Here is a 24,444-nt window from a genome sequence, read left to right on the forward strand (position 1 = left end):
TAATCGGGGTTTTCACTGTTGCACGGCAAGGCTGGAGCAAGTGTTATGCCAGAAGAGGAAGGACGACCTCAGATGCAATCTTCAAATGCCAGAAACCAATGTGGGAGCGGGCTTGCTCGCGAAGGCGGTGTGTCAGTCGACGTAGCTGTTAACTGACACACCGCCTTCGCGAGCAAGCCCGCTCCCACAGGGGGAAAACGTCATTGGATCAGGCGTAATAGTCGACCGCGCTGGTGCCGATGACGCTGGTCGTGCTGGCGGCCACTTCAGCGATGCTGGCCGCAGTGGCTTCATCCCCGGCTTCCACCGGTCCACCGGAAGAGGTCGAACGCCCCGCCCGGGCCTGCTGCTGGGCTTGCTGCTCCTGGTTCTGCGAACCACGGGATTGGTCCGACACGCTGACGTCGACCTGGCCCATGCCCTGTTGGGCAAAACTGTCCCGCAGGCGATGCATCTGGCCTTCGAGGGCTTCGCGAACGCCGGAGTGGGCGCTCATGAAGGTGACCTGGGTCTGCTGGTCCGGCACCATGTTCACCCGGATATCCAGGCGCCCGAGTTCGGCGGGCTGCAATTGGATGTCGGCCGCCTTGAGATTGACGCTGGACAGGTACATCACCCGGTTCACCACCTCTTCGGTCCAACCGCTCTGGTTCATTGCGATAGGTTGGTTGATCGGCACCGCGTTGGCGGTTTTGGGCGTGGCGGCCTGGGTCAGTGCAGCCAGGCGGTTGGCGAAATCGTCTACGCGGGTGTCACTGGACGCGGCGCCCAAGTCTTTGAGGCCCTCGCTGATCAAGCCGCCGAAGGCCTTGTCACCGCCCTGGCTGCCGGACTCCGTGCTGTTCTGGTCGGCTTGCACGCCGAGCATGCTGGCCATGCCGGCGGCGAAGGTCTGCGCTGAAGTCGGCTCGCCGTCGAGCGACGCCGGGGCAGCGCTCTTGGGCTGCGCCTGGCTGCTGGCGGAAACATGACCGCTCTGCTCCATTGCCAAGCGCAAGGCGGGCAATGCGTCGAGCGGATCGGCTTGTGGATCGAAGGCTGGATCGACGACCGGAACCGCAGGCTGGGCCGGTGCGGCCAATGGGACAACCGGTGCCGCGACCGCAGTCGTTACCTGAGCCTCAGCCGTAACCACTACGGGGGCAGGTTCGGCCGGGGCTGTCGCGACCGGCACCGCCATGTCCGTCAGCGCGCCTGGGTCGAGGCTCGGATCGACCGGTGCCGCATCCGCCACCGGCGCTTGAGCCGCGTCGGCATCGTTATCGCTGGCCGCTTTGTCGTCGGTGCTGGCCGGTTTGTCCGCGGGCAAGGGTTTGCCGCTATCGGCAACAGTCGGTTCCGGGGCGGCGGGGGTTTCGTTGCCGTCGTCTTTTTTGACGGTGTTGTCAGCGGCCTTGTCGCGCGCCGGTTTCACCACGGGCTCTGGGGCCGCTGCGGCTTTGGCAGGTGCCTGCTTGGCGAAGACTTGAGCGAAGCTGGAGGCTCTATCCCCGAGGTCCGGGGCCGCTGCCGGTGAATTGACGGCGGCCTGGGGCTTGGCCTGGACGGAGGCCTGGAGCAATGAATTAGGGGTGACGGGCATAAAAAGGTCTCCGCTGTACTGGAATCATAGGTACAGTCGAGACTAGGCAATGCAAGGCACGGGCCAACGTTTTACCCGACCGTCAAATCTCAGCAGTGGAAACCTTCACGCTCTTCCCGGCACAGCTTGCGGACATGGGCGAATTCGCTGTCGATTTCGTTGACCAGATTTTCGATGCCGCCCAATGACGGCTGCTTGGCACGCTGTTCCAGCTCGCCGCACAGCTCGGCCAGGCGAATGGCGCCCATGTTGCTGCTGCTGCCCTTGAAGCTGTGGGCGGTGGCGCTCAGTTTTTCAGCGTCCCGTGCTTCATGCAGCACGCGCAAGCGAGCCTCGGAGTCGTTGAGAAACGTATCCAGCAACTCCGGATACCCCTCCTCCATGACTTCCTTCAACGTGCTAAGCACGTCGCGGTCCAGATGAATCTCGTTCACTTGTTCGCTCCCTGATCAAGAATGGCCCCAATTATGCCAGAGCCTCCCAGAAAAACTCCACGCGCGCACTACGACCATCGTCTGACCAACTGGCCTGATGGCTCAGTTGGCGAACCAGGCTCACGCCGCGCCCCGACAATCGATCACTGTCCACGGGCCGTGCCAGCACCCGGGCGACATCGAACCCTTCGCCACTGTCTTCGACTTCGATGGCCAGGCGTCCGCCCTCGCCGTTTGGCGAAACGTGCAAGTGCACCCGCACGTAACCGTCGCTCAACTCATCCAGGCGCGTATTGCGCTCCCTGTAGTAGCGGGCGAAACCCGCCGCATCACGCTTGAGACTCGAATCGAGGCCCAGCACCCCGTGATCCAGGGCATTGGAGTAGAGCTCCGACATGACGCTGTAAAGGGCGCCACTCTGCGCCCTGAGCCCATGCACCTCCAGCAGCAACTGCAACAGGTAGGGCATCGGGTTGAAGCGCTTGAGGGTCTGCGCACGGAACTCGAAGCTCACCGACCAATCCAGCGGGCTGGACTGGCCGCTATCGGAATAGACCGGTGGTGGCGGATTGAGTTGCGTCGGAGCGACCAGCCGCACCTCGACCATGCTGAAGTCGTCACGGGCCTCACCACGAAAATCCAGCAGCGCCTGCTGGATATCTTCAAAAAGACGGTCGGGCTCACGGTTGGCCGAAAACACCTGCTGCAACCGCTCCACGCCAAACGGCTGGTCGTCGCGGTCACTGGTCTCGATGACGCCATCGGACAGCAGGAACACCCGATCCCCCAGCGACATCGGATGCACTTCGGTGCGGTCATCGAACAACTGCGGGGTGAGCACGCCCAATGGCAAGTGCCGCGCCGGCAAAGGCGTGCGCACGCCGCTGAGGCTGTCATGCAGGTAACCATCGGGCATGCCGCCGTTCCAGATCTCCACCGTGCAGCGCTGGAAGCTCAGGCATAACAGCGTCGCGCAGCAGAACATATCCACTGGCAGGATGCGTTTGAGCTTGGCATTCATCTCCCGCAGGATTTGCGCCAGCCCATAGCCCTTGGCCGTCATCCCGTAGAACACTTCCGCCAGGGGCATCGCGCCGACCGCCGCCGGCAAGCCGTGCCCGGTGAAATCCCCCAACAGGATGTGCATGTCGCCGGCCGGGTTGAACGCGGCCAGCAGCAGGTCGCCGTTGAACAAGGCGTAGGGGGATTGCAAATAACGGATGTTCGGCGCGCTCAGGCAACCGGAGTGGGCGATCTTGTCGAACACGGCCTTGGCGACCCGTTGTTCGTTGAGCAGATAATCATGGTGCCGGGCGATCTGGTCGCGCTGTTCCACCACCGTGGCCTGCAACCGGCGCAAGCGGTCCATGGCCTTGATCTTGGCCGTCAGGATCACTTGGTTGTAGGGTTTGGCCAGGAAATCGTCGCCACCTGCTTCCAGGCAACGGGCCAGGGCTTCGCTCTCAGTCAGCGAGGTGAGGAAAATGATCGGGACCAACTGGTCCCCGGCCAACTGTTTGATTTTCTGCGCCGCTTCGAAGCCGTCCATCACCGGCATCATCGCGTCCATCAGCACCAGGTGCGGACGCTGTTGCAGATAGACATCGACCGCTTCGGCGCCATCGGCCGCCGTGAGCACATGGTGGCCCTGGCGGCGGACAATGGTCGACAGCAGCAGTCGATCAGCGGCGCTGTCTTCGGCAATCAGGACCGTCAGTGGCTCCGACGACGATTGCATGGCGATCAACTGATGTCGAACAGCTTGTCGAAATTGGAGATCGCGAGGATTTTCTTGACGTCGCTGCTGCTGTTGACGACGCGGATATCCGACTGGTCGCCACCGGCATGATCGCGCAACAGCAGGAGCATGCCCAAGGCGGAACTGTCGAGGTAGGTGGCTTCTTTCAAATCCACCACGATGGAGTCAGGTTTCTTGTGGAGCCGCTCATAGGACTCACGAAACTCCTGATGCCGCCCGAAATCGAATCGACCCTTGATCGAGATCGTCAGCTTATGCCCATCGGGGGATACTTCGGTAACGACTGACATGATCGGCTTCCTTGTCATGGACATACGTGTACAAGGTGTAGCATCTGGTAAAGGTCTGAGCAAGGTTTTGCCTCGTTCATCCGACAAAATCCTCGTTTCCCATCAGTAGGGATTCTGCCGCGGCAGGCGCTGGGACAATTCATCGAGCAATTTCTGTTCGCGCTTGTCTTCCAGTTGCCGCGCCTCATCGATATAACGCTGCACCAGTTTGCGCAGCCCTTCGACTCGGGCGAATGCTTCTTGCCAGCTCTGGCGGGCCTTCTCCAGGTTGTTCTGGTGCCAGACCAGGCTCTGGCGCTGCTGATCGATGGCCGTGCCCAGTTGCGCAAGAAATCCTTGGTAACCCAACAACCACTGCCCCGACACCCCGTGGGCGCCACGGGCGATCCACTGTTCTTGATATTCGAGTCGAAAGTTCTCGAGGTCTGCCAGCTTGCTCTCGGCAACGGCCACTTGCCCCTGGAAATACGCCAGGCGCTGGACGGCGGTCTTCTCGGCCTTTTCCGCCATGTCCACCACGGGTGCCAGGCGTGCCGCACGACTCGTGGCCATGGTCGGTTATCCGCCAGCGACCGGAGCGAAAATGGTCTGCAGGTGCGCCTCGCTGGCCCCCATGCCGATATTGTCGTTCAGGCTCTGGCGCAGATAAACGGCCATCGCCGGGTAAAGGCTGATGGCGGTGTCGGTTTCGCGGTCGCCACCAGGTACATAGGCGCCGACGCTGATCAAATCGCGGCTTTGCTGGTAGCGCGACCAATATTGCTTGAACTGCTGGGCACGCCTCATATGCTCGGCACTGATCACCGACGGCATGACCCGGCTGATGGACGCCTCGATGTCGATGGCCGGGTAATGCCCTTCTTCGGCCAGGCGCCTGGACAGCACGATGTGGCCGTCGAGTACGCCCCGGGCCGAGTCGGCGATGGGGTCTTGCTGGTCGTCACCTTCGGACAGCACGGTATAGAACGCGGTGATGGAACCGCCGCCCTTTTCCGCATTGCCGGCGCGCTCGACCAGTTTCGGCAGCTTGGCGAACACCGAAGGCGGATAACCCTTGGTGGCCGGCGGCTCGCCGATGGCCAGGGCGATTTCCCGCTGGGCCTGGGCGAAACGAGTGAGCGAATCCATCAGCAACAGGACGTTCTTGCCCTTGTCGCGGAAATACTCGGCGATACGGGTGCAATACATCGCCGCCCGCATACGCATCAGCGGTGCATCGTCCGCTGGCGAAGCCACCACGACCGAACGCTTGAGCCCTTCCTCGCCGAGGATGTGCTCGATGAATTCCTTGACCTCACGGCCCCGCTCGCCGATCAGCCCCACCACGATAATGTCGGCTTCGGTGAAGCGGGTCATCATGCCCAGCAGCACACTCTTACCTACGCCGGTACCGGCAAACAGGCCCAGGCGCTGGCCACGACCGACCGTCAACAAACCGTTGATGCAACGAATGCCCACGTCCAGCGGCACGCTGATGGGGTCACGCTTGAGGGGGTTGATCGTCGGGCCGTCCATCGGCACCCAGTCTTCGGCCTTCATGCCGCCCTTGCCGTCCAAGGCCCGTCCGGCCCCGTCCAGAACGCGCCCGAGCATGCTCATGCCCATGGGCAGGCGACCGTTGTCGGCCAGGGGCACCACCCGCGCGCCGGGGGCGATGCCGGCGACACTGCCCACCGGCATCAAGAAGACCTTGCTGCCGGAAAAACCCATGACTTCGGCTTCGACCTGCACCGGGTGGTAGCTGTCGTCGTTGATCACCATGCAGCGGCTGCCCATGGCGGCACGCAGGCCCTCGGCTTCGAGGGTCAGGCCAACCATGCGCAGCAAGCGACCTTCCAGGATCGGCTGGCCGGCCAGCTCACTGGCCTCGGCGTAGCTGCCCAGGCGCTTGCCGAAGCTGGTTCGCTCAAGGCGCATCGCGGCTGTCCAGTACAGAAGTATCCAATTCAGGCACGTCCAATTCCTCCTCGACCGTCGCCACGTCACCCTGGAGTTCGTCCGGCAACTCCAGGCTCAGGTCGGCGGCGGCCGGGTGCAGGGCCTGTTCGTGTAGCTGGTCGAACAATTTGGCCATGATCTGGCTGATGCGTGTTTCAACCGTGGCGTCGATGCGGCTGTGTTCGGTTTCCACCCGACAACCGCCCGGCAGCAGTGTCGCATCCTCGACGATGCGCCAGGTTTCCTCATGGCGCTCGCGCAGGGCCTTGACCAGTTCGAAATCCTGGGGATTGATGTACAGCCGCACATTGCCCACGCCCAACGGCAACAGCTTGAGCGCTTCACGCATGACCTGTTCGATCTGGGTCGAATCGATGGCCAGCTCGCGCTGGATCACTTGTTTGGCGATGTGTTGCACCAAACCCACCAGGGATTTCTCGATCTGGGTGTCCTGCTCGGCAATGGGGTCGAACAGGTTGAGCATCAGCGATTCCAACGCGCGAAGCTTGGCCGTCAACGCCACATCGGCTTCCTGGCGGACCTTGAGCGTGGTGCTGTGGAAGCCCTCCTTTTCGCCCACGGCGAAGCCTTCGTTATAGGCTTCCTGGCGAATGCTCTCGACTTCCTCGAGGGTCAGCGGCTGGACTTCTTCCAGCGGCACCTCTTCCATCTCCGGCAGTTCCTCCACGGGCTCCGGCTCAGGCTCGGGCACGTGGGGGTCGAAGCTGGGCAGCGACCAGACGTCGAAATTACTGACGTCTCGGCCGCGGATCAGGTCGCTGGGTGCTTCATCACTCTTGGCAGACATAACGACCTTAGATCATCTCTTCGCCGCCCTTGCCACCGAGAACAATCTCCCCGGCTTCGGCCATGCGGCGGGCGATGGTGAGGATTTCCTTCTGTGCGGTTTCCACGTCGCTGACGCGCACCGGGCCCTTGGCCTCGAGGTCGTCGCGCAACAGTTCGGCCGCTCGTTTGGACATGTTCTTGAAGATCTTTTCCTTGACGCCTTCGTCCGAACCCTTGAGGGCCAGCACCAGCACGTCGGACGACACTTCGCGCAACAGCGCCTGGATGCCACGGTCGTCGACATCGGACAGGTTGTTGAACACGAACATGAGGTCTTCGATCTGACCGGACAGGTCTTCGTCGACTTCGCGGATCGAGTCCATCAACTGACCTTCGATCGAACTGTCGAGGAAGTTCATGATGTCCGCCGCGCGCTTGATGCCACCCAAGGTGGTGCGCGAGGCATTGGAGTTGCCCGAGAACTGCTTCTCGAGAATCTGGTTCAATTCTTTCAGGGCCGCCGGCTGCACGGTGTTGAGCGACGACACCCGCAGGATGATGTCCAGGCGCACCTTGTGATCGAAGTTGCCGAGCACTTCACCAGCCTGGTCGGGGTCGAGGTAAGCCACCACGATCGCCTGGATCTGCGGGTGCTCGTAACGGATCACGTCGGCAACCGCCCGCGGCTCCATCCACTTGAGGCTGTCCAGGCCGCTGGTGTTGCCACCCAACAGGATCCGGTCGATGAGGCCGTTGGCCTTGTCCTCGCCCAGTGCCTGGGTGAGCATCTTGCGCACGTAGTCGTCGGAACCGACGCCCAGGCTGGTCTGATCGCCGACGATGTCGACGAATTCGCTCATCACCTGCTCGACCTGCTCACGGTGCACGTTGCCCATTTGCGCCATGGCCACGCCCACGCGCTGGACCTCTTTGGGGCCCATGTGACGCAGCACTTGGGCGGCGTCGGTCGAACCCAGGGACAGCAGCAGGATCGCGGCTTTGTCGACCCGGGACAATTTGGCAACAGCGGCTCGATTATCACTCATCTGCGTTAATCCACTCTTTCACGACCTGGGCCACACGACCCGGGTCTTCTGCCACCAGACTCTTGATGGCGTTCAACTGAGCGTCGTAGCCTTCGCTCGGGCTTGGCAGCAGGATGCTCTGCGGCCCGCCGAGGCTGACGCGATCGTTGGCCAATTCGCCATCCAGGCCGCCCATGCCTCCCAGCTCGACATCGCCCAAGCCTGCCAACTGCTTGTTCTTGCCGCCACCAGTGATGTTGTTCAGCACCGGACGCAACACACCGAAGACCAGTATCAGGATGAACAACACACCCAATACTTGCTTGACCACATCCCAGAACCAGGGTTGCGAATAAAACGGAATGTCGGCGATTTCTTCACCGCGCTCCAGGGAGAACGGCACGTTGATCACACTGACGCTGTCGCCACGGCTGGCGTCGAAACCGACCGCGTCCTGCACCAGGCGAGTGAAGCGCGCCAATTCGTCGGCGGTCCACGGCGCACGGCTGGTTTCGCCGTTGGCCGGGTTGACCTTGACCTGGTCGTCCACCACCACGGCGACCGACAGGCGATTCAAACGGCCCTGCTGCTGCTTGGTGTGGCTGATGGAACGGTCGAGCTCGAAGTTCTTGGTCGATTGCTGGCGCTTGTCGGCCGGGTACGGCGCGAGCATCGGCTGGCCGGTGGCCGGATCCATGATTTGCTGGCCATTGGCATCGATCAGCGGCTGGCCTGGCTGCACCATGCCGGCGGCCGCCGTAGCACCACCGGTGGTTTGCGGCGCGCTGGCCGGCGACGGCGGCTGGTTGCTCAAGGCACCGGGCACGCCCTGCGGGCCATTGCTGGCGGTACGCTGCTCGTTCACCGACTGCTCGCTGCGCAACGCCGGTTGATCCGGGTTGAACTGCTCGGAAGTCGATTCGACGGCGCTGAAATCCACATCCGCGGAGACTTCGGCCTTGTAGCGACCATTGCCCAGGATAGGTTGCAGAATGTTATGTACCCGCTGGGTGAACATGCCTTCCATGCGACGGCTGTAGTCGTATTGCTTGCCGGCCATGGTCAGTTCGGAATTTTCCGCCTGGTCGGACAGCAGGTTGCCCTTCTGGTCGACCACAGTGATCTGCGACTTGCTCAGCTCGGGTACGCTGGTCGCCACCAGATTGATAATGGCAACGACCTGGCCTGGCTCAAGGGAGCGGCCGGAATACAATTCGACCAATACCGAAGCGCTCGGCTTGCGCTCATCGCGCACGAACACCGAACTTTTCGGAATCGCCAGGTGCACACGGGCGCCCTTGACGTTGTTCAGGCTGGAGATGGTCCGTGCCAGCTCACCTTCCAGGCCGCGACGATAACGGGTCGCTTCCATGAACTGGCTGGTGCCCAGGCCCTGGTCCTTGTCGAGGATCTCGAAACCGATGTTGCCATCGGTCGGCGTCACGCCAGCGGCGGCGAGCTTGAGGCGCGCACGCGCGACATCGTCGGCCTTGACCAGCAAGGCGCCAGAGTTGGGTTCGACGGTGTAAGGAATGTCGGCAGAAGCCAGGGTCTCCATGACTTGCTTGGCATCCATGCCCTCCAGGCTACCGTACAACGGACGGTAGTCTGGCTGCTGGGACCACAACACCACGGCGAAACCAATCGCCACGCTGGCAGCCAGGCCGACCAACAGGCCGACCTGACGCAGCATGGTCATCTCGGAGAGATTTTCCAGGAAGGACAGACCGAACAACGGCGGTTTGCCGTCTACCGGAGTGGCCTTGGCTGGAACGTTATCAACGGCTGCTTCTGCCATGACTCAATAATTTCCTTAAACCGGCATCTGCATGATGTCTTGGTAGGCCTGAACCAGTTTGTTGCGAACCTGGGTCAGCGCCTGAAACGAGACACTGGCTTTCTGCGAGGAGATCATTACGTCCGTCAGGTCGACGCCACTTTTGCCAATCTCGAAAGCACTGGCCAACTGGTTCGAAGCCTGCTGGGTATCGTTCACTTTATTGACGGCCTGACCGAGCATGTCGGAAAAGCTGCTGCCACCCACCTGGGGGACCGCGACCGATTTAGGCTGGGCCATGGCGTCCATTTGCATGGCCCGCATGTCCAGCATCAACCGATTAAATTCAATACCTTGGCTCATGGTCTACCCTCTCTGGCGGCCCGCGTTTTTTTGACACTTACTCAGCGGGTACGTAGGTATTAGCAACAAGGGTGCCAGCTCCATGGCGATAAAAAACAAATGCATGTGGGAGCGGGCTTGCTCGCGAAGGCGGTGGTTCAGTCAATGCAACGGTGACTGATAAAGCGCTTTCGCGAGCAAGCCCGCTCCCACAAGGGATATTCGGTGTACATCATTCAACTGGCGAACAGATAAGCCTCGACATCCATGCCGGCGTCGCGCATTTGCGCCAGCTTGTAGCGCAGGGTGCGCGGGCTGATGCCCAGGCGTTCGGCCGCCTCCTTGCGACGACCGCGTTCGGCGCGCAGGGTATCGATGATCATCTGGAACTCACGGCGTCGCAGGTCGTCTTCCAAAGCACCAACCGAGTCGCCCTCGACATCCGGGGCTGCTGCCGGTGCCGGCGTCAAGGCTGGCAATGGCGCACAGGCCACCGGCCCGGCCAGGCAGAAATCCTCCGGCTGGATCAAACCGCCTTGCTGCAGGATCAGGGCCCGCTGAATGGCGTTATCCAGCTCTCGGACATTGCCCGGCCACGGGTAGGCAACCAGACAGGCCCGGGCTTCGGCTGAAAGCCGCGCCGCCGCGTGCTTCATTTTATTGACGTGCTTGTTCAGCAGGCGCTCGGCCAGCGGCAGGATATCGGCGGTGCGCTCGCGCAACGGACGCCAAGCCAGCGGAAATACCGACAGGCGGTAATAGAGGTCTTCACGGAAACGCCCCGCCGCCACTTCGCCGGCCAGGTCGCGGTTGGTGGTCGCCACCACGCGGATGTCCAGGCTGATGGGCTTGCGGGCACCGACCCGCTCCACTTCCCGCTCCTGCAATACCCGCAACAGCTTGGCTTGCAGGCCCAAGGGCATTTCGGAAATCTCATCGAGCAAGATCGTGCCACCGTCGGCCTGCTCGAACTTGCCGGCCTGGGCGGCAATGGCGCCAGTGAACGAGCCTTTTTCGTGGCCGAACAGCGTCGCCTCGAGCATGTTGTCAGGAATCGCCGCGCAATTGATGGCGATAAACGGTTCCCCGGCACGCCGGGATTGTTGATGGATGTAGCGGGCCAGTACTTCCTTGCCCGTACCGGATTCGCCGGAAATCAGCACCGTCGAATCGCTGCGAGCCACCCGCGCGGCCAATTCCAGCAGCTGCGCGCTGGCCGGTTCGATGGCCACCGGGCCTTCGCCCTCCACCGCCAGACTGCCCAAGGCATGACGTGCGACCAGGTCCAGCAGCGCCTTGGGCTCGAACGGCTTGACCAGGTAATCCGCCGCGCCCTGGCGCATGGCATCCACCGCTCGCTCGACGGCCCCGTGAGCCGTCATCAGCAAGACCGGCAGTTGCGGCTGACGGGCGCGCAACAGGCCAAGCAACTGATGACCATCCATGCCCGGCATGTTGACGTCACTGACCACCAGGCTGAACGCTTCCCGGCCGACCGCCAACAGCGCTTCTTCCGCCGAACCGACGGCGGCGTAATCGTGCCCGGCCAGCACCAGCGTATCGGCCAGCGCCTCGCGCAGGGCCCGATCATCCTCAACCAGCAACACCTTGATCGCCATTGTGTTCACTCCACCCCCGGCGCGTTGGAAAACAGCGGCAAGCACACCGTTGCGCAGGTGCCACGGCCCAGCCGCGAGCGCAGCTGCAATTCTCCCTGGTGGGCACGGGCCACGGCCTTGACCACGGTCAGGCCCAGGCCAGTGCCGGTGGTCTTGGTGGTAAAGAATGGCTCGCCCAGGCGCGCCAGCACCGCCGGCTCGATACCGCTGCCGTTGTCGCTGATCGACAGGCGCAGGGTGTTGCCTCGTGTGTATAAGTGCACTTTCAGCCGGACATCGCCACCGCTGGCCTGGATCGCGTTTTCGATCAGGTTCAACACCGCACCCACCAGCGTGTCGCGATTGCACAACACTTCGCCGGCATGGCTGTCGCACTGCCAGCGGATCGGCAATTGCTGCACATGGGTCAATGCCGCGGCTTGCAGCGATTGCAGCAAGGCCTTGGGGCTGACGCGGTCAGTCAATGGCAGCTCGCCGCGGGCGAACACCAGCATGTCGCGCACTTGGTGTTCCAGCTCGTGCAGGCGCTCTTTCAAGCGCCCAGCAAAGCGTTGCTGGGTTTCCACTGGCAATTGCTGCTCGGTCAGATGACTGGCGTAAAGCAGCGCGGCGGAAAGCGGGGTACGAATCTGGTGGGCCAGCGAGGCTACCATCCGCCCCAGGGAAGACAGGCGCTCATGGCGCGCCAATTGGTCTTGCAGGTGACGGGTTTCAGTCAAGTCGTTGAGCAGTACCAACTGTCCTGGCTCTGCATCCAGCGAGCGCGTCGAAATGGATAGGCGGCGACCGTCCTTGAGGGACACTTCATGGCCATCGTCTTCCCGGGGCGCAAAGCAGCGGGCGATAACGTGCCGCCACAGCTCGCCTTCCAACGGCAGGCCGAGCAATTCGCAGGCCGCTGGGTTGGCTTCGCGCACGAAACCGTGGGCATCGATGACGATGACGCCACCAGGCAAGAGGTCGAGGAGATTCTGCAGCCGATTGGCCAGGCGTTCCTTTTCCGCCAGCTCCTGCATGCGCTGGGCGCTGACCACGGCCAGCTCACCCTTGAGTTCGGTGACCCGGGCTTCGAGCAGGCTGTAGGAATCGGTCAGTTGGCTGGACATCTGGTTGAACAGCGAAAATGCCTGCTCAAGTCCAAGCCGGCTCGCCTGTTCGGCGGACGGCAGGTGTCCCGGCTCGGGGACAGGCGACATCTGGGCGGCTTGGGTCATCGTGCTCTCTCGCTTGGCTGACCGTCAGTTAAACGGAACGTTGCGAGGGCTATAGCAATACCCGTGCCGAAAAAAAACCGCCTGAAAATCAGGCGGTTGGAAAACAGGCGTCAATCATCCGCCTGTTCATCTCCTTCGCGACGGCTCATGCCGTACTTGCGCATCTTCTCCACCAGGGTGGTACGGCGGATGCGCAGGCGTTCCGCCGCGCGGGCCACGATGCCGTTGGCATCGTCCAAGGCCTGCTGGATCAGCCCTTGTTCAAGGCCTCCCAGGTAATCCTTGAGGTCCAAGCCTTCGGGCGGCAACAAGGCATTGGCGGTGAAGTCCGGCGTGTGGCCGTTGATCGCCACCCGCTCCTCCAAGTCGCTGCGCAGGCTGTCGACCATTTGCTCGTCTTCGTCGTCGACGTAGCGGAATTTCTTCGGCAGTTCGTTCACGCCGATCACCCCGTACGGGTGCATGATCGCCATGCGCTCCACCAGGTTGGCCAACTCACGAACGTTGCCCGGCCAGCCATGGCGGCACAGGGACATGATCGCCGCCGAATTGAAGCGGATCGAACCGCGCTTTTCGTGCTCCATGCGCGAGATCAGCTCGTTCATCAGCAACGGGATGTCTTCGACGCGCTCACGCAGTGGCGCCATCTCGATCGGGAAAACGTTGAGGCGGTAATAGAGATCTTCGCGGAAACTGCCGACCTCGATCATGCTCTCAAGGTTCTTGTGCGTGGCGGCAATGATGCGCACATCGACGCTCTGGGTCTTGTTGCTGCCCACACGCTCGAAGGTGCGTTCCTGCAGGACGCGCAACAGCTTGACCTGCATCGGCAGCGGCATGTCGCCGATTTCGTCGAGAAACAGCGTGCCGCCGTTGGCCAGTTCGAAACGCCCGGCGCGGCTGGTGATTGCGCCGGTGAAGGCGCCCTTCTCATGACCAAACAGTTCGCTCTCCAGCAACTCGGCCGGGATCGCGCCACAGTTGACCGGCACGAACGGCGCTTCGCGGCGCTTGGAGTGATAGTGCAGGTTACGCGCAACCACTTCCTTGCCGGTACCGGACTCGCCCAGGATCAGTACGCTGGCGTCGGTGTCGGCGACCTGCTGCATCATCTGGCGCACATGCTGGATCGCCCGGCTGGTGCCAACGAGGCTGCGGAACAGGTTGGGTTCGCGATGCCGACCGCGCTCGCGGGCCTGATCGTACATCTCACGATAAACCTGCGCGCGATGCAGCGAATCAAGCAGCTTGCTGTAGCTGGGCGGCATTTCGAGGGTGGAAAGCACCCGGCGACGCTGGTCCTCAGGCAAGTCAAGGGAAGAATTTTCGCCCATTAACAAAACCGGAAGGAACTCATCCCAGGTTGAGAGTGTCTTTAGCAAGCCCAAAAGCGTTGCGGGAGCATTTACGGTCCCGATAAGGACACAAATGACTTCACGACTGGACGACAATGAGCCGACAGCCTGCTGCCAGTCATGGCTTCCGCAGGGTAAATTTTCTTCGCCAAGAAAATTCAGGATCACCGCCAGGTCGCGGCGGCGGACGCTATCGTCATCGATCAGGAGAATTTTGGTTTCACGCCACATGCAATAGCAACTTCCCTAGTCAACCCAATGCCCAAAAATTAGGGGGCAAGCTAGACGCTTGCAGACTTGTTATGCCTGTAGACGCCTTAAATCTGTAAACAGTTACTAGTTAAGTCAAAAAACCGTGCACAGTCAAATTTATGGCGCAACGGATTCGGATTAACTGAGCATTAACCGAACAGATGGTAAACCTTTGCAGCGTTCTGTGCTTGATGGATCTGCTGCATCTCATCGACGATCGCCTGACGCTCTCCCGTCGCCGCCTCCAGCAATTGCCGATACACCCCCAGCAATTCCTCCAGATTGATTCGCAACGCCGCCTCGTCCACCTGAGGCTCACCCAGGACGTCTTCCATGCAGGAACGGCAAGCCAGGTCCAATTGACCGATGGCCTCCCAGTTACGCTCGGCCAAGGCATCGACCAAGGCGTCACGGGTTTGTTCGATTCGCTGCAGGACAAGACTCATGAGAGCACTCCTTAGAATTGCGGACCAGCTGGCGCGATGCCGTCCCAGCCTTCCTTGACCGTGCGGAGCAGATCGGCGACTTCGTCGAGGATCTTCGGATCGGTCTTGGCGTTGGCTTCGGCCAGGCGTTTCATCATGTAGGTGTAGAGAGCGTCCAACTCGGCTACCGACTCGGCCTGGTTTTCCAGATCCAAGCCTTCACGCAGGCCGCCGACGATGCCGATGGCCTTGCTGATCAGTACGCCTTTGTTGGCGATGTCCTTGCGTTCCATCGCGCCCTTGGCCTGGGCGATACGGTCCAATCCACCTTCCATGAGCATCTGCACCAGACGATGGGGACTTGCTTCGGAGGTTTGCGCCTGGGCGCCAATCTTCTGGTATTGGCGAAGGGCTAACATCGGATTCATGTTCTACCTCATCAAAAACTTCGGTTCGTATAAACAGCGTATCGACGCTGCGTCAAAAAACTTTAGGTCGAAAAAGCCGAAAGCCCGGAACGTTGTCAAAACGTTGCCGGGCTTTTTGCATCAGTCGAAGATCAGCTGTTTTTCTGCTGTGCCGTCATCGCTTCGAACATGGAGGTGATGTTGCTGGCGGTGGCTTTCAGCCTGCCGACCAGGGTGTCCATGTCGTTGTACTTTTTGGTCAGTACGGCGGTGAGGGTTTCAACGCGACGATCCAGGGCCAACTGGTCCTCGCTCAGTTTCGCCTTGAGAATTTCAAGATTCTTGGAGCGCGCCGTCAGGATGTTATCGACGGTCTTCCCATTGGAGTCCTTCTTGCTGGTCTCCGTGTAGGGATTGAGTGCATTCTGCATGCGCTCGATCAGGCCGTTCTCGCCAGTGAACAGGGTCTGGATTTCGCCACCTAACTGTTTTTCGTTCACGGCTGTTGCGAACTTTGTACTGTCAAAATCCAGGGCGCCAGTCGTTTGGTTGGTCGTAATCCCCAACTGGGACAATACGGTCAGCTTATCGCCAGCACCGGTTTCGGACAAAGGCGCGCGAATGGCCGCCAAAAGCGAGCGAGGCAACGAGTCGCCGGTCAATGCTGCCGGAACCGAGTTACCCTCAGCGTCTGTCGATGGCCTGGTCAACGAAGTCACAGCCTTCGCGATGGCGTTATAGGCGTCGACAAATTTCTGGATCGAAGCTTTCAGGCCGTCGGTGTTAGCGGCAACAGTGACGGTTGTTGGGCCGGTATCCTCAACGAGCAACGTCATACTCAAGCCGGAGACCACGTTATCCAGCTTGTTGGTCGGGCTGGTCATTGCCAAGCCATCAACAGTAAAAATAGCGTCCTTGGCAAACCCCAGCGAACCCGAAGAAGTCGCGGTAGGTGATGAGGCCATGGCTACGGAGCCGTCAGCTGCGAGGCTGGCAATGCCGCTGAGGGAAATATCGTTGCCCGCACCGGTCTTAGTCGATCCCACCACAAGACGCGAACCGAAACTGTCGGTCACGATGTTGGCGGCCAGGCCACTGGAGGAGTATTTGCTATTGATAGCGTCCCGAACCGACTGCAGCGTTGAGTCAGCAGGGATATCAAGGGTGTAATCCGTGCCGCCCTGGCTGATAGTCAGCGTACCGGTCTCCACTGCGCTGGAAGCACCGCCTGCGAAAGCAGCCGTCGCAACTTTCGAAGAAGTTGCCAGTTGAGTGACGTTTACCGTGTAAATACCACTAACCGCCGAGTTGCCGGCCGTCACCGTCAATGCACTGGTGTTGGCCGAAGTCGCGGCGACCCCAGTAAATTGGGGCGTGGTCGTGCTGCCCAGACTTTTCAGCGCCGATTGAAAGGTATCCAGCAGCGACTTCAGGGTGCCGATCCCCGAAATATTGGCCGTATTGGTCTTGGTGGCGCGGTCAATCTGACCTTGCTTGGCTGCTTTGTCAGAATCCACCAATGCCTTGACGATAGCACCGGTATCAAGGCCAGAGCCTAAACCCAAGCCAGGTAGAATTGGACTTGCCATGTGGGACTCCCTTCAGTGTGTCGCCGGCCTTTTGACCTTTACAACCGCTCAAAATAACCAAACAACAAAATTCGTGCCAGCTATCAGGCTTGTGCGCTGAACAACAGGCTGCTTGCATCATTCAAACTGTTCGCCAGTTTAAGCACTTCTTCATTAGGGATCTGGCGAATCACTTCACCGGAACCACTGGCAATCACTTTGACAACTACTTTGCCTGAAGGCTCATCGATTGAGAACTCCAGGTTGCGCTTGACCGACTGAACGAAGGTTTCAATTTCCTGAACCGCCCTCTTCAGTTTCTCTTGCTCGGCCGCAGCGTCTTTTGGCTCATCCTTGACCGGTACCACGGTGGCAGCATCGGTTCGAGGCTTCTCCACTGGCTTGTCGGCAAATGTCGTCGCCGGCTTCGCAGCTGGATAAGACAAGTTCAGCTTCACGCTCATATCCATGTCCATCACCTCTTGAACGGAAAAAGCGAGAGAATACGCAAGCGCACTCCCCCGCTAAAACTCATCCGGCTATTACTGAAGCAGCTTCAGTACAGCGGATGGCAGTTGGTTGGCCTGGGCCAGAACCGAAGTGGAAGCCTGTTGCAGAGTCTGCTGCTTGGTCAGCTGGGCAGTTTCAGCAGCAAAGTCGGTGTCTTGTACACGACCCAGTGCAGCACTGGCGTTTTCATTGACGTTCTGCAGGTTGGAGATGGTGCTGGTCAGACGGTTTTGTGCGGCACCGAGGTCTGCACGGCTGGAGTTGATGGTTGCCAGAGCAGCATCGATTGCATCGATTGCCGCCGAGGTTTTGGCTTCTGAGTCAGTGCTATCGGAACCAACGATGCTGATGGTTGCCGAGTCAACACTCAAAGTTGCAGCGTCGAAGCCGCTGTCCAGGGTCAGAGTGATCTGGTTGGTAGCACCGGTGTTGGAGCCGACCTGGAAGGTCATGGTGCCAGCGGAACCGTCGATCAGGTTCTTGCCGTTCAGGTTGGTCGAATCAGCGATACGGGTCAGTTCGTCCGACATCTGAGCAAATTCTTTGTTCAGAGCGTCACGGTCAGCAGTACCGTTGGAGTCGTTTCGTGCCTGTACAGCCAGTTCACGCATACGCTGCAGAATGTTGGTGGATTCCTGCAGAGCGCCTTCAGCGGTCTGAGCGATGGAGATACCATCGTTGGCGTTCTTGATCGCAACAGTCTGACCGCGGATTTGCGAAGTCATACGGGTAGCGATCTGCAGGCCAGCGGCGTCGTCTTTGGCGCTGTTGATTTTCAGGCCGGACGACAGGCGGGTCATCGAAGTGGACAGAGCATCGGAAGCCTTGTTCAGGTTCTTCTGAACGTTCAACGATGTGACGTTAGTGTTTACTGTTAAAGCCATGACGAATTCCTCGTTGGTTGGGTACTGCGGCTTCCGGCCCTGGCAACCGCCGGGTGTGGCCTAGAGAACCTTCGTAATAGTTATCGTCGTAATCGGAACTTGCTTTAGCAGATTTTTCAAAAATTTTGCCATCAGGGTGCCACCCCTCGTAAATCAAGGACTTGGCTGCGATTCAAGGGTAGAAAAATGGCGTCAGGGAAACGCCGCTGGCGTCGTTGAAGGCAATACCCAGTGATGAACGTAGCCCAAGAGAGCTAGATAGCCTGACCAGCGGTCAACAGTTGGACCCATTCGTACTCAAGGTAATCGGCCAGGGAGATCCAGTTCTGCGCCTGCTGGTCATCGAACATCAAGGCAAGCAGCCCATTCCATGATGTGGTGACATCGCCTGGCATCCGTTCAACCAAGGGCTGAGTCGATTCAACCAGCGCGACCATCGCCAAACCCGCCTCAACGTCCCTGCCGAGACGAAACAGGCGCGCGCATTCACGGGCATCATTGATTGCCTCATCAAGCGTAGTCATTGCGCATACTCCGGATGGAAATCGGTGCCGACGATCATCGCCCCGTCCCGACTGCTGTTGAGGAACCGCACCTGGGGGTGCCCGGCAATAAAACGTTCCAGCTCACAGAGGTAGCTGCGGAAGTTGAGTTGGGTCTTGACTCGCCGGCCATACCCATCGAGCACCCAATGCCGGGACGCGCCCAGTTGCGGGCCCAAATCACCGTCGCCCCAACCTGCATGAGTCTTGTCATGGGGAAAGGCAAAATCGGCACCGAAGAGCGTGACCTGTACAGCGCCCATTTTCACCGCCAGGTCGACGGCCGGATGAATCACGCTGCCGCCTACATGGAGTTCGGCGCGGCGCAGCTGCGCCCGCATCTGACGGTAGACAGGGCTCGAGGAGTAGCCGGCATAACGCGCTCCCCGCCACGCTCCGATCACCAAGGGGTCGGCCATCGGCAGATAGACCAGGGCAATGCCGTCGGTGTCTTCAGGCGGAAGATGACGTGCCGAAATACGCTGGTCGATGCTGACCACGATATCCGGGGCAACGCCATGATCGATCAACGGTCGGTAAGCCGTATCGACACAAATCAACAATGGTCGCTCGGTTTGGTTGCTCAGGTGACGCAATTTCTCGAAGTGCCGCTCAAGACTGGGACCGGTGGCAATGACGAACGCCTCACGCCCGTCCAAGGAGCCGAACAGCTCGGAAACGTCACGATCTTCCTGCACAAGACTTAACGTCGATTGCAGGCGCTCGACAATCTCGGGGGACCGGGGGTCAAACGCCTGGTTGGTGAAGTCCAGATGAATTTCGCTGATCAACCGATCACGAATCTTGGCGTTGTAATCATCGGCCAGCACCAACTCGGCGGGGAGCGCAAAAAATGGCAATTGGATTTCCGCCAGATCGCCGGCATAGCGCAACACCACCCTCGGGTCGGCAAGCCAGGGCGATTGGTCCAGCACCTGCAGCACCAGGGCGAACACCGCGCCGTTGAGGATATGCACCGACAACCGCTCAAGCCCTGCCCGCTCCAGCAAACGATTCTGCAGATCGCCCAGCCCGGTGCCATAGACATGCACAATGGAGGCGTCCGGCGCCACGCTGGCGGCTTGCAGGTCGGCCTCGGCGAGGCGATCGTGGCGACTGGTCAGTTGGATACCGTTGACGCTCAGGGTCGACCCAAGCCCCTCCACCAGATCGGCTTGCAAGCCACCAACATCCTCCATTGACAAGCGCTCGGCCACGGCCGGCCACCGCTGCTGGATAATCTGGAGATTGCGCTCAAAGAACTCGCTCATGGTGTCTCGCTTTCGCGTCAGGCAAAAAAATAGCGTTCAAGGTTACACCTTGGACGCTATTTTTTGTGCTCGGGTTTTATCGGCTCACGGGCGATAGATGATCGCCGAGCCCCATGACAGACCTACGCCGAAGCCACTCAACGCCACCCGTTTCCAGTCGGAATCGAGCACGTGCTTCTCCAACAGCAGCGGAATGCTCGACGACACCGTGTTTCCGGTCTCAACCATGTCCTTGATGAACTTCTCCGGCTCGCCTTCGAAACGCCGCGCCACGGCATCGACAATCGCCGCGCTGCCTTGGTGAATACAGAACGCATCGATATCGCTGGCCTGCAGGTCAGACTCGGCCAGCAGCTCATGCAAATGAGCCGGCACCTTGAGCAACGCGAAGTTGAACACCTGGCGACCGTTCATGAAGAACACACCATCGCTGACCTTCAGGTGCGGCGCACCGGAACCGTCAGTGCCAAACTTGGCCTTGCCCAGTTGCCACGGCGCATCCTCGCCCATCCACGTCGCCGTGGCGGCATCGCCGAACAGCATCGTGGTGTTGCGGTCTTCCGGATCGACGATCTTCGAGTATGGGTCGGCGGTCACCAACAGGCCATTCTTCAGGCCGGCGGCTTCCATGAAACCTTTGATGGCATAGATGCCGTAGACATAACCCGAGCAGCCCAGGGAAATATCGAACGCCGCCACGCTAGTGGGCAAACCGAGCTTGTCCTGGACGATGGCCGCGGTGTGGGGCAAGCCTTCTTCATCGCCGTTCTGGGTGACGACGATCAGTACATCGATGGATTCGCGCTTTAGATCGGGATTATTGGCAAACAGCGCATTGGCCGCTTCGACACACAGATCCGAGGTTTCCTGACTGTCATCCTTGCGTGGCAAGAAGGCGGAACCGATCTTGCCAAGGATGAACTCTTCATCCTTTTCAAACTTCGCACCTTGTGCGTAATTGTCCACGCCGGCTACAGGAACGTAGCTCGCAATGCTTTTTATGCCAATCATTACGGCTTCCCAATCAAAAACAGCCCAATACCACCGCTCGCAAGGAATCGAGGGGCGCCGACAAACGGGAAGTGTAAAGGGCTATCACTGGTCCTGATAAGGGCCAGGCGCCATCTTCCCGGTCAATACAATACAGTGAAGATGCGCGTTATGACTCGCAGGTCACGCTAAATTGCCGAATAAGCCCGATCAAAAAGCTATTCGACCAACGACCACGACAGCGCAGTGCCGCGCTTGATGGCCTGGCGGGCGCGATGGCCTATCAGGGAATCCAAATGTTTCGGCGCCAGTCCGAGGCCCGGGCGGATGGCCCGCACGTTCTGCGACGTAAACACTTCGCCGGCAGCCATGTCTTGCGTGACATACAGCGAACGGCGATAGACCAGCGACTTTTGCTCAGCCTCGGTCACGCCGTAGCGCACCTGCCCCATGGCCTGCCAGGCGCGCTCGGTTTCGACCACCAGCGCTGCCAGCTCTGCCGGTTCCAGGGAGAAACTGGCGTCCACGCCGCCGGCGGCACGGTCCAGAGTGAAGTGTTTTTCAATGACGGTCGCCCCCAGCGCCACCGCAGCCACGGACACCCCGACGCCCATGGAATGGTCCGACAACCCCACCTCGCAACCGAACAACTCCCGCAAATGGGGGATGGTGCGCACGTTGCTGTTGGCCGGTGTCGCCGGATAGGTGCTGGTGCACTTGAGCAATACCAGATCCTTGCAACCGGCCTCGCGGGCAGTACGCACGGTTTCGTCGAGTTCGGCAATGCTGGCCATGCCGGTGGAAATGATCAGCGGCTTGCCGGTAGCGGCGACCCGGCGAATCAGCGGCAAGTCGGTGTTTTCGAAACTGGCGATCTTGTAGGCCGGCACGTCCAGGCTTTCCAGGAAACCCACGGACGTCTCGTCGAACGGTGTGGAGAAGGCGAGCATGCCCAGCGCCTTGGCCCGGGCGAAAATCGGAGCGTGCCATTCCCACGGCGTATGGGCCTTTTGGTATAAATCATAGAGCGATGTTCCAGCCCAAAGGCTGTTGGGGTCCTTGATGAAGAACTCGCCTTCGCTCAGATCCAGCGTCATGGTATCGGCGGTGTAGGTCTGTAGCTTCAACGCATGAGCACCGGCCCGGGCGGCGGCTTCGACGATCTGCAAGGCCACCTCCAGGGATTGGTTATGGTTGCCGCTCATCTCGGCAATGATGAAAGGCGGCGCGTCAGCCCCGATGCTGCGCTGGCCGATCTTGAAACTACTCATGAACTTCATCCTTCAATACCCGGTTGAACACGCATGTGCCCCGACTGAAACCTGCCTGGCGGAACAGCGCCAGAGACGCTTGATTGCCGGACAGAACCTGAGCGGTAAAACTGCGCAGTTGCGGCCAGTGGGCGCTAGCAAACGCCTCACCATGGGCCAACAGTGCCCTGCCCCACCCCATGCCCAGGCGGTTCTCGAACAGATAAATCGATATCAGCGCTTCGCTGCCTTGCAAGTCATAACGCAGTGCGCCGACGGGACCATCGGACGCTTCGCCAATCAACAGCAAGCGCTGTGGATTGACCAGGCTGGCTTGCAGCCATTGGCAATGACGATCCCAGTCGATGACCGAATGATCCAGCGATACTCGGCGAACGGCCTCGGCATTACGCCCCTCGAAAAGCAGACGGGCGTCAGCTTGCGTGGCCGGACGAACCCGCAACAAGGCACCGGCCAGCGCGACGGCGACGCGTGAGACGCCCAAGCCATCGACCAGTCGCCGGGAGTGCTGTGCCAAGCTCTTGCGCACCCCCTGGTTATCCACGACGAATCCGATGGCCTGGCGCAACTGTTCAACCGTGACGTTCTCTCTAGGGCCAAGGTAAATATGGGCACCGAATGTCGCCATTACGTCACTGTTAGCCTGCTGATTGTTCGATACCGTGATACAGATCGTGGGCAATCCCACGGCTGCCCGCTCCCAACTGGTTCCGCCACCGGCACCAATGAACAGATCGGCCTCCAACATGAGCTGATGAAAATGACTGACGAAACTGTGCAATCGCCAGTGGGGCCGACTCGCCGCCATCCGTTCCATCCGAGCCCAAGCCGGGTTGTCCGCGCCCGCCACAAAATCCACTTCCAGCCCTGGGTAATCCGCCAGCGCCAGCATCGCCTGATGGGTCTGCATAGCCGCATCAAACCCGCCAAAGTTGACGATCACGCGCTTGACCTTGGGTTTTATGTCAATCGCCTCGCAACGGAATTCCTCGCGCAACAACGCGTAGCGCGGGCCCAGCAGCGTACGGCATTCCTCGGGAAGCAACCCTTCATACGCCGCTTGCGTGCCGGACAGGTTCTGATTGAGCAAGAGGTCTACGCTATAAGTCCGAGTCGCCAAGTCGTCCACCGCCATGATCCTTGGCGCAAAGCGCCGGGCAGCGGTCTGCCAATGATGATCCAGGCCATAATGGTCAACGATGATCCAGTCGAAACCGGGCCGGCCGGCCAAGGCTCGTTCCAACGCATCGATATCTGCTTGCCAGGGCAGCAACGACTCGATGGCCTGTTGCGGATCTTCCCCGGGATAAAAGTTGGGCAGGGCGAACGTCTCGAAGCCCTCGGCCTCCAGGGCATGCAGGCGATGCCCGGTGAGCAGCCGGCAGGCAAACGCGACGTGCGCACCCTGCTCGCGCAACACCCGCGCCAAAGTCAGACAACGGGCAATATGCCCGCTGCCTATGGTGGGCGAAGCGTCGGCGCGAATCAGCACTCTCATTGCAATTCACCGCCCGCTCTCAAAGCGGCGTAGAGATACTCGGCGCGCTTCCAATCTTCGGCTGTATCGATGTCTTGCACCAAATAACGAGGCAACACGACCGGCAGGCTTTTGGACGAAAACAATGCATCGCCACGCAACCAGGCGTCCCGCCGCCCCCAATAGAATTGGCCGGCATCCTGGAAAGCTTCGGCCAGGTCCTGGGAGCGGATATCGCGAAATTGCGGATACAGCGGCGTCAACGCGCCCTGATCGTCCAAGGTCAGTGCACGCTGTACGGGGAAGCCGAAAGTGCTCACGGAAAATGCGAACGATTTGTCGGGATGCCCGCGCAGCAAGTCAAAACCTTTACGCAGAAACCGAGCTTGCAGCAGGGGTGCCGTGGCATAGATGCAACAGGCGAATTCGAACGGTCGTTCACGCAGCTCATCCAGGGCATGAGCGATCACCGCCGCCGTCCCAGTGAAATCATCCGCCAACGCTGCCGGCCGCAAGAATGGCACTTGCGCACCGTGAGCCTTTGCCACTTCGGCAATTTCCTCATCATCGGTGCTGACGATCACTTCGTTGAACAACCCCGATTCCAGCGCCGTGCGAATCGAACGGGCAATCATCGGCACGCCATCGAACGGTTTCAGGTTTTTGCGAGGAATACGCTTGCTGCCGCCACGGGCGGGAATGATCGCGATTGCGCTCACGCGT

Annotated in this window: 24 protein-coding genes; all 24 read right to left on the reverse strand. The window is 60.2% G+C overall.

The features are described from left to right. Nucleotides 1-208: 208 nt before the first annotated feature. On the reverse strand, nucleotides 209-1,582 hold the full coding sequence (locus J3P88_RS22290) for a flagellar hook-length control protein FliK (RefSeq protein WP_434571662.1): 1,374 nt from the start codon (nucleotides 1,580-1,582) through the stop codon (nucleotides 209-211). Nucleotides 1,583-1,671: 89 nt separating this feature from the next. Further along, entirely contained in the window at nucleotides 1,672-2,016 is a 345-nt protein-coding gene (locus J3P88_RS22295) for an Hpt domain-containing protein (RefSeq protein WP_186728619.1), read from the reverse strand. Between the two features lie 31 nt (nucleotides 2,017-2,047). Continuing rightward, complete coding sequence (locus J3P88_RS22300) at nucleotides 2,048-3,754, reverse strand: ATP-binding SpoIIE family protein phosphatase (protein WP_250961946.1); 1,707 nt, start codon at nucleotides 3,752-3,754, stop codon at nucleotides 2,048-2,050. A 5-nt stretch (nucleotides 3,755-3,759) separates the two neighbouring features. Continuing rightward, nucleotides 3,760-4,065 carry an STAS domain-containing protein gene (locus J3P88_RS22305; RefSeq protein ID WP_186704670.1) on the reverse strand — a complete coding sequence of 102 codons (306 nt, stop codon included), beginning with the start codon at nucleotides 4,063-4,065 and terminating at the stop codon, nucleotides 3,760-3,762. Between the two features lie 102 nt (nucleotides 4,066-4,167). Then, nucleotides 4,168-4,617: a flagellar export protein FliJ gene (gene fliJ, locus J3P88_RS22310; protein WP_186704669.1), complete on the reverse strand. Its 450-nt coding sequence runs from the start codon at nucleotides 4,615-4,617 to the stop codon at nucleotides 4,168-4,170. Nucleotides 4,618-4,623: 6 nt separating this feature from the next. Beyond that, nucleotides 4,624-5,982: a flagellar protein export ATPase FliI gene (fliI, locus tag J3P88_RS22315; RefSeq protein ID WP_186704668.1), complete on the reverse strand. Its 1,359-nt coding sequence runs from the start codon at nucleotides 5,980-5,982 to the stop codon at nucleotides 4,624-4,626. Next, nucleotides 5,972-6,811, reverse strand: a complete 840-nt coding sequence (gene fliH, locus J3P88_RS22320; protein WP_434571666.1) for a flagellar assembly protein FliH — start codon at nucleotides 6,809-6,811, stop codon at nucleotides 5,972-5,974. The genes fliI and fliH overlap by 11 nt, the downstream gene beginning before the upstream one ends. A 7-nt stretch (nucleotides 6,812-6,818) precedes the next feature. After that, complete coding sequence (fliG, locus tag J3P88_RS22325) at nucleotides 6,819-7,838, reverse strand: flagellar motor switch protein FliG (protein ID WP_003184041.1); 1,020 nt, start codon at nucleotides 7,836-7,838, stop codon at nucleotides 6,819-6,821. Beyond that, a complete protein-coding gene (gene fliF, locus J3P88_RS22330; protein ID WP_186704666.1) occupies nucleotides 7,831-9,615 on the reverse strand; it encodes a flagellar basal-body MS-ring/collar protein FliF in 1,785 nt (594 codons plus the stop codon). Before fliF ends, fliG begins: the two co-directional genes overlap by 8 nt. Nucleotides 9,616-9,630: 15 nt before the next feature. Next, nucleotides 9,631-9,957 (reverse strand): flagellar hook-basal body complex protein FliE, encoded by a 327-nt coding sequence (gene fliE / locus J3P88_RS22335; protein WP_003199082.1) that lies wholly within the window; start codon nucleotides 9,955-9,957, stop codon nucleotides 9,631-9,633. Between the two features lie 215 nt (nucleotides 9,958-10,172). After that, nucleotides 10,173-11,555 (reverse strand): sigma-54-dependent response regulator transcription factor FleR, encoded by a 1,383-nt coding sequence (gene fleR, locus J3P88_RS22340; RefSeq protein WP_207966021.1) that lies wholly within the window; start codon nucleotides 11,553-11,555, stop codon nucleotides 10,173-10,175. 5 nt (nucleotides 11,556-11,560) lie between these two features. Further along, a complete protein-coding gene (locus J3P88_RS22345) occupies nucleotides 11,561-12,769 on the reverse strand; it encodes a sensor histidine kinase (RefSeq protein ID WP_434571670.1) in 1,209 nt (402 codons plus the stop codon). Nucleotides 12,770-12,879: 110 nt separating this feature from the next. Then, nucleotides 12,880-14,355, reverse strand: coding sequence for a sigma-54 dependent transcriptional regulator (locus J3P88_RS22350; RefSeq protein ID WP_003199076.1), 1,476 nt, complete (start codon nucleotides 14,353-14,355; stop codon nucleotides 12,880-12,882). A 170-nt stretch (nucleotides 14,356-14,525) separates the two neighbouring features. Next, nucleotides 14,526-14,822: a hypothetical protein gene (locus tag J3P88_RS22355; RefSeq protein WP_063322407.1), complete on the reverse strand. Its 297-nt coding sequence runs from the start codon at nucleotides 14,820-14,822 to the stop codon at nucleotides 14,526-14,528. Between the two features lie 11 nt (nucleotides 14,823-14,833). Continuing rightward, nucleotides 14,834-15,229, reverse strand: coding sequence for a flagellar export chaperone FliS (fliS, locus tag J3P88_RS22360; protein WP_030141090.1), 396 nt, complete (start codon nucleotides 15,227-15,229; stop codon nucleotides 14,834-14,836). Nucleotides 15,230-15,360: 131 nt separating this feature from the next. Next, nucleotides 15,361-16,797 (reverse strand): flagellar filament capping protein FliD, encoded by a 1,437-nt coding sequence (fliD, locus tag J3P88_RS22365; RefSeq protein WP_409556443.1) that lies wholly within the window; start codon nucleotides 16,795-16,797, stop codon nucleotides 15,361-15,363. Between the two features lie 83 nt (nucleotides 16,798-16,880). Then, nucleotides 16,881-17,246, reverse strand: coding sequence for a flagellar protein FlaG (locus J3P88_RS22370; RefSeq protein WP_079305254.1), 366 nt, complete (start codon nucleotides 17,244-17,246; stop codon nucleotides 16,881-16,883). Nucleotides 17,247-17,318: 72 nt separating this feature from the next. Continuing rightward, the gene (locus J3P88_RS22375; RefSeq protein ID WP_409556442.1) at nucleotides 17,319-18,170 is read right to left on the reverse strand and encodes a flagellin domain-containing protein; all 852 of its coding nucleotides are present in this window, start codon (nucleotides 18,168-18,170) and stop codon (nucleotides 17,319-17,321) included. A 254-nt stretch (nucleotides 18,171-18,424) separates the two neighbouring features. After that, nucleotides 18,425-18,694, reverse strand: a complete 270-nt coding sequence (locus J3P88_RS22380; RefSeq protein ID WP_434571673.1) for a hypothetical protein — start codon at nucleotides 18,692-18,694, stop codon at nucleotides 18,425-18,427. Beyond that, complete coding sequence (locus J3P88_RS22385) at nucleotides 18,691-19,983, reverse strand: motility associated factor glycosyltransferase family protein (protein WP_434571675.1); 1,293 nt, start codon at nucleotides 19,981-19,983, stop codon at nucleotides 18,691-18,693. The genes J3P88_RS22380 and J3P88_RS22385 overlap by 4 nt, the downstream gene beginning before the upstream one ends. A gap of 84 nt (nucleotides 19,984-20,067) precedes the next feature. After that, a complete protein-coding gene (locus J3P88_RS22390; protein WP_186704659.1) occupies nucleotides 20,068-20,994 on the reverse strand; it encodes a ketoacyl-ACP synthase III in 927 nt (308 codons plus the stop codon). 197 nt (nucleotides 20,995-21,191) lie between these two features. Then, the gene (gene pseI, locus J3P88_RS22395; RefSeq protein WP_186728612.1) at nucleotides 21,192-22,244 is read right to left on the reverse strand and encodes a pseudaminic acid synthase; all 1,053 of its coding nucleotides are present in this window, start codon (nucleotides 22,242-22,244) and stop codon (nucleotides 21,192-21,194) included. Continuing rightward, nucleotides 22,237-23,742 (reverse strand): UDP-2,4-diacetamido-2,4,6-trideoxy-beta-L-altropyranose hydrolase, encoded by a 1,506-nt coding sequence (pseG, locus tag J3P88_RS22400; protein ID WP_434571678.1) that lies wholly within the window; start codon nucleotides 23,740-23,742, stop codon nucleotides 22,237-22,239. Before pseG ends, pseI begins: the two co-directional genes overlap by 8 nt. Continuing rightward, nucleotides 23,739-24,440 (reverse strand): pseudaminic acid cytidylyltransferase, encoded by a 702-nt coding sequence (gene pseF, locus J3P88_RS22405; protein ID WP_186728610.1) that lies wholly within the window; start codon nucleotides 24,438-24,440, stop codon nucleotides 23,739-23,741. The genes pseG and pseF overlap by 4 nt, the downstream gene beginning before the upstream one ends. Nucleotides 24,441-24,444: the final 4 nt, after the last annotated feature.

The organism is Pseudomonas sp. Z3-6 (genome assembly GCF_051131985.1).
In the GTDB taxonomy this organism is placed as follows: Bacteria; Pseudomonadota; Gammaproteobacteria; order Pseudomonadales; family Pseudomonadaceae; genus Aquipseudomonas; species Aquipseudomonas zanjanensis.

Bases quoted from the DNA above. Each gene is read 5' to 3' on its own strand.
- fliJ (WP_186704669.1), bottom strand. From the start codon at position 4,617: ATGGCCACGAGTCGTGCGGCACGCCTGGCACCCGTGGTGGACATGGCG.
- fliH (WP_434571666.1), bottom strand. From the start codon at position 6,811: ATGTCTGCCAAGAGTGATGAAGCACCCAGCGACCTGATCCGCGGCCGA.
- fliF (WP_186704666.1), bottom strand. From the start codon at position 9,615: ATGGCAGAAGCAGCCGTTGATAACGTTCCAGCCAAGGCCACTCCGGTA.
- fleR (WP_207966021.1), bottom strand. From the start codon at position 11,555: ATGGCGATCAAGGTGTTGCTGGTTGAGGATGATCGGGCCCTGCGCGAG.
- J3P88_RS22380 (WP_434571673.1), bottom strand. From the start codon at position 18,694: ATGACTACGCTTGATGAGGCAATCAATGATGCCCGTGAATGCGCGCGC.
- J3P88_RS22375 (WP_409556442.1), bottom strand. From the start codon at position 18,170: ATGGCTTTAACAGTAAACACTAACGTCACATCGTTGAACGTTCAGAAG.
- fliG (WP_003184041.1), bottom strand. From the start codon at position 7,838: ATGAGTGATAATCGAGCCGCTGTTGCCAAATTGTCCCGGGTCGACAAA.
- fliI (WP_186704668.1), bottom strand. From the start codon at position 5,982: ATGCGCCTTGAGCGAACCAGCTTCGGCAAGCGCCTGGGCAGCTACGCC.
- J3P88_RS22390 (WP_186704659.1), bottom strand. From the start codon at position 20,994: ATGATTGGCATAAAAAGCATTGCGAGCTACGTTCCTGTAGCCGGCGTG.
- J3P88_RS22350 (WP_003199076.1), bottom strand. From the start codon at position 14,355: ATGTGGCGTGAAACCAAAATTCTCCTGATCGATGACGATAGCGTCCGC.
- J3P88_RS22355 (WP_063322407.1), bottom strand. From the start codon at position 14,822: ATGAGTCTTGTCCTGCAGCGAATCGAACAAACCCGTGACGCCTTGGTC.
- pseI (WP_186728612.1), bottom strand. From the start codon at position 22,244: ATGAGTAGTTTCAAGATCGGCCAGCGCAGCATCGGGGCTGACGCGCCG.
- J3P88_RS22290 (WP_434571662.1), bottom strand. From the start codon at position 1,582: ATGCCCGTCACCCCTAATTCATTGCTCCAGGCCTCCGTCCAGGCCAAG.
- J3P88_RS22385 (WP_434571675.1), bottom strand. From the start codon at position 19,983: ATGAGCGAGTTCTTTGAGCGCAATCTCCAGATTATCCAGCAGCGGTGG.
- fliD (WP_409556443.1), bottom strand. From the start codon at position 16,797: ATGGCAAGTCCAATTCTACCTGGCTTGGGTTTAGGCTCTGGCCTTGAT.
- J3P88_RS22345 (WP_434571670.1), bottom strand. From the start codon at position 12,769: ATGACCCAAGCCGCCCAGATGTCGCCTGTCCCCGAGCCGGGACACCTG.
- fliE (WP_003199082.1), bottom strand. From the start codon at position 9,957: ATGAGCCAAGGTATTGAATTTAATCGGTTGATGCTGGACATGCGGGCC.
- J3P88_RS22370 (WP_079305254.1), bottom strand. From the start codon at position 17,246: ATGGATATGAGCGTGAAGCTGAACTTGTCTTATCCAGCTGCGAAGCCG.
- J3P88_RS22305 (WP_186704670.1), bottom strand. From the start codon at position 4,065: ATGTCAGTCGTTACCGAAGTATCCCCCGATGGGCATAAGCTGACGATC.
- J3P88_RS22300 (WP_250961946.1), bottom strand. From the start codon at position 3,754: ATGCAATCGTCGTCGGAGCCACTGACGGTCCTGATTGCCGAAGACAGC.
- fliS (WP_030141090.1), bottom strand. From the start codon at position 15,229: ATGAATCCGATGTTAGCCCTTCGCCAATACCAGAAGATTGGCGCCCAG.
- pseG (WP_434571678.1), bottom strand. From the start codon at position 23,742: ATGAGAGTGCTGATTCGCGCCGACGCTTCGCCCACCATAGGCAGCGGG.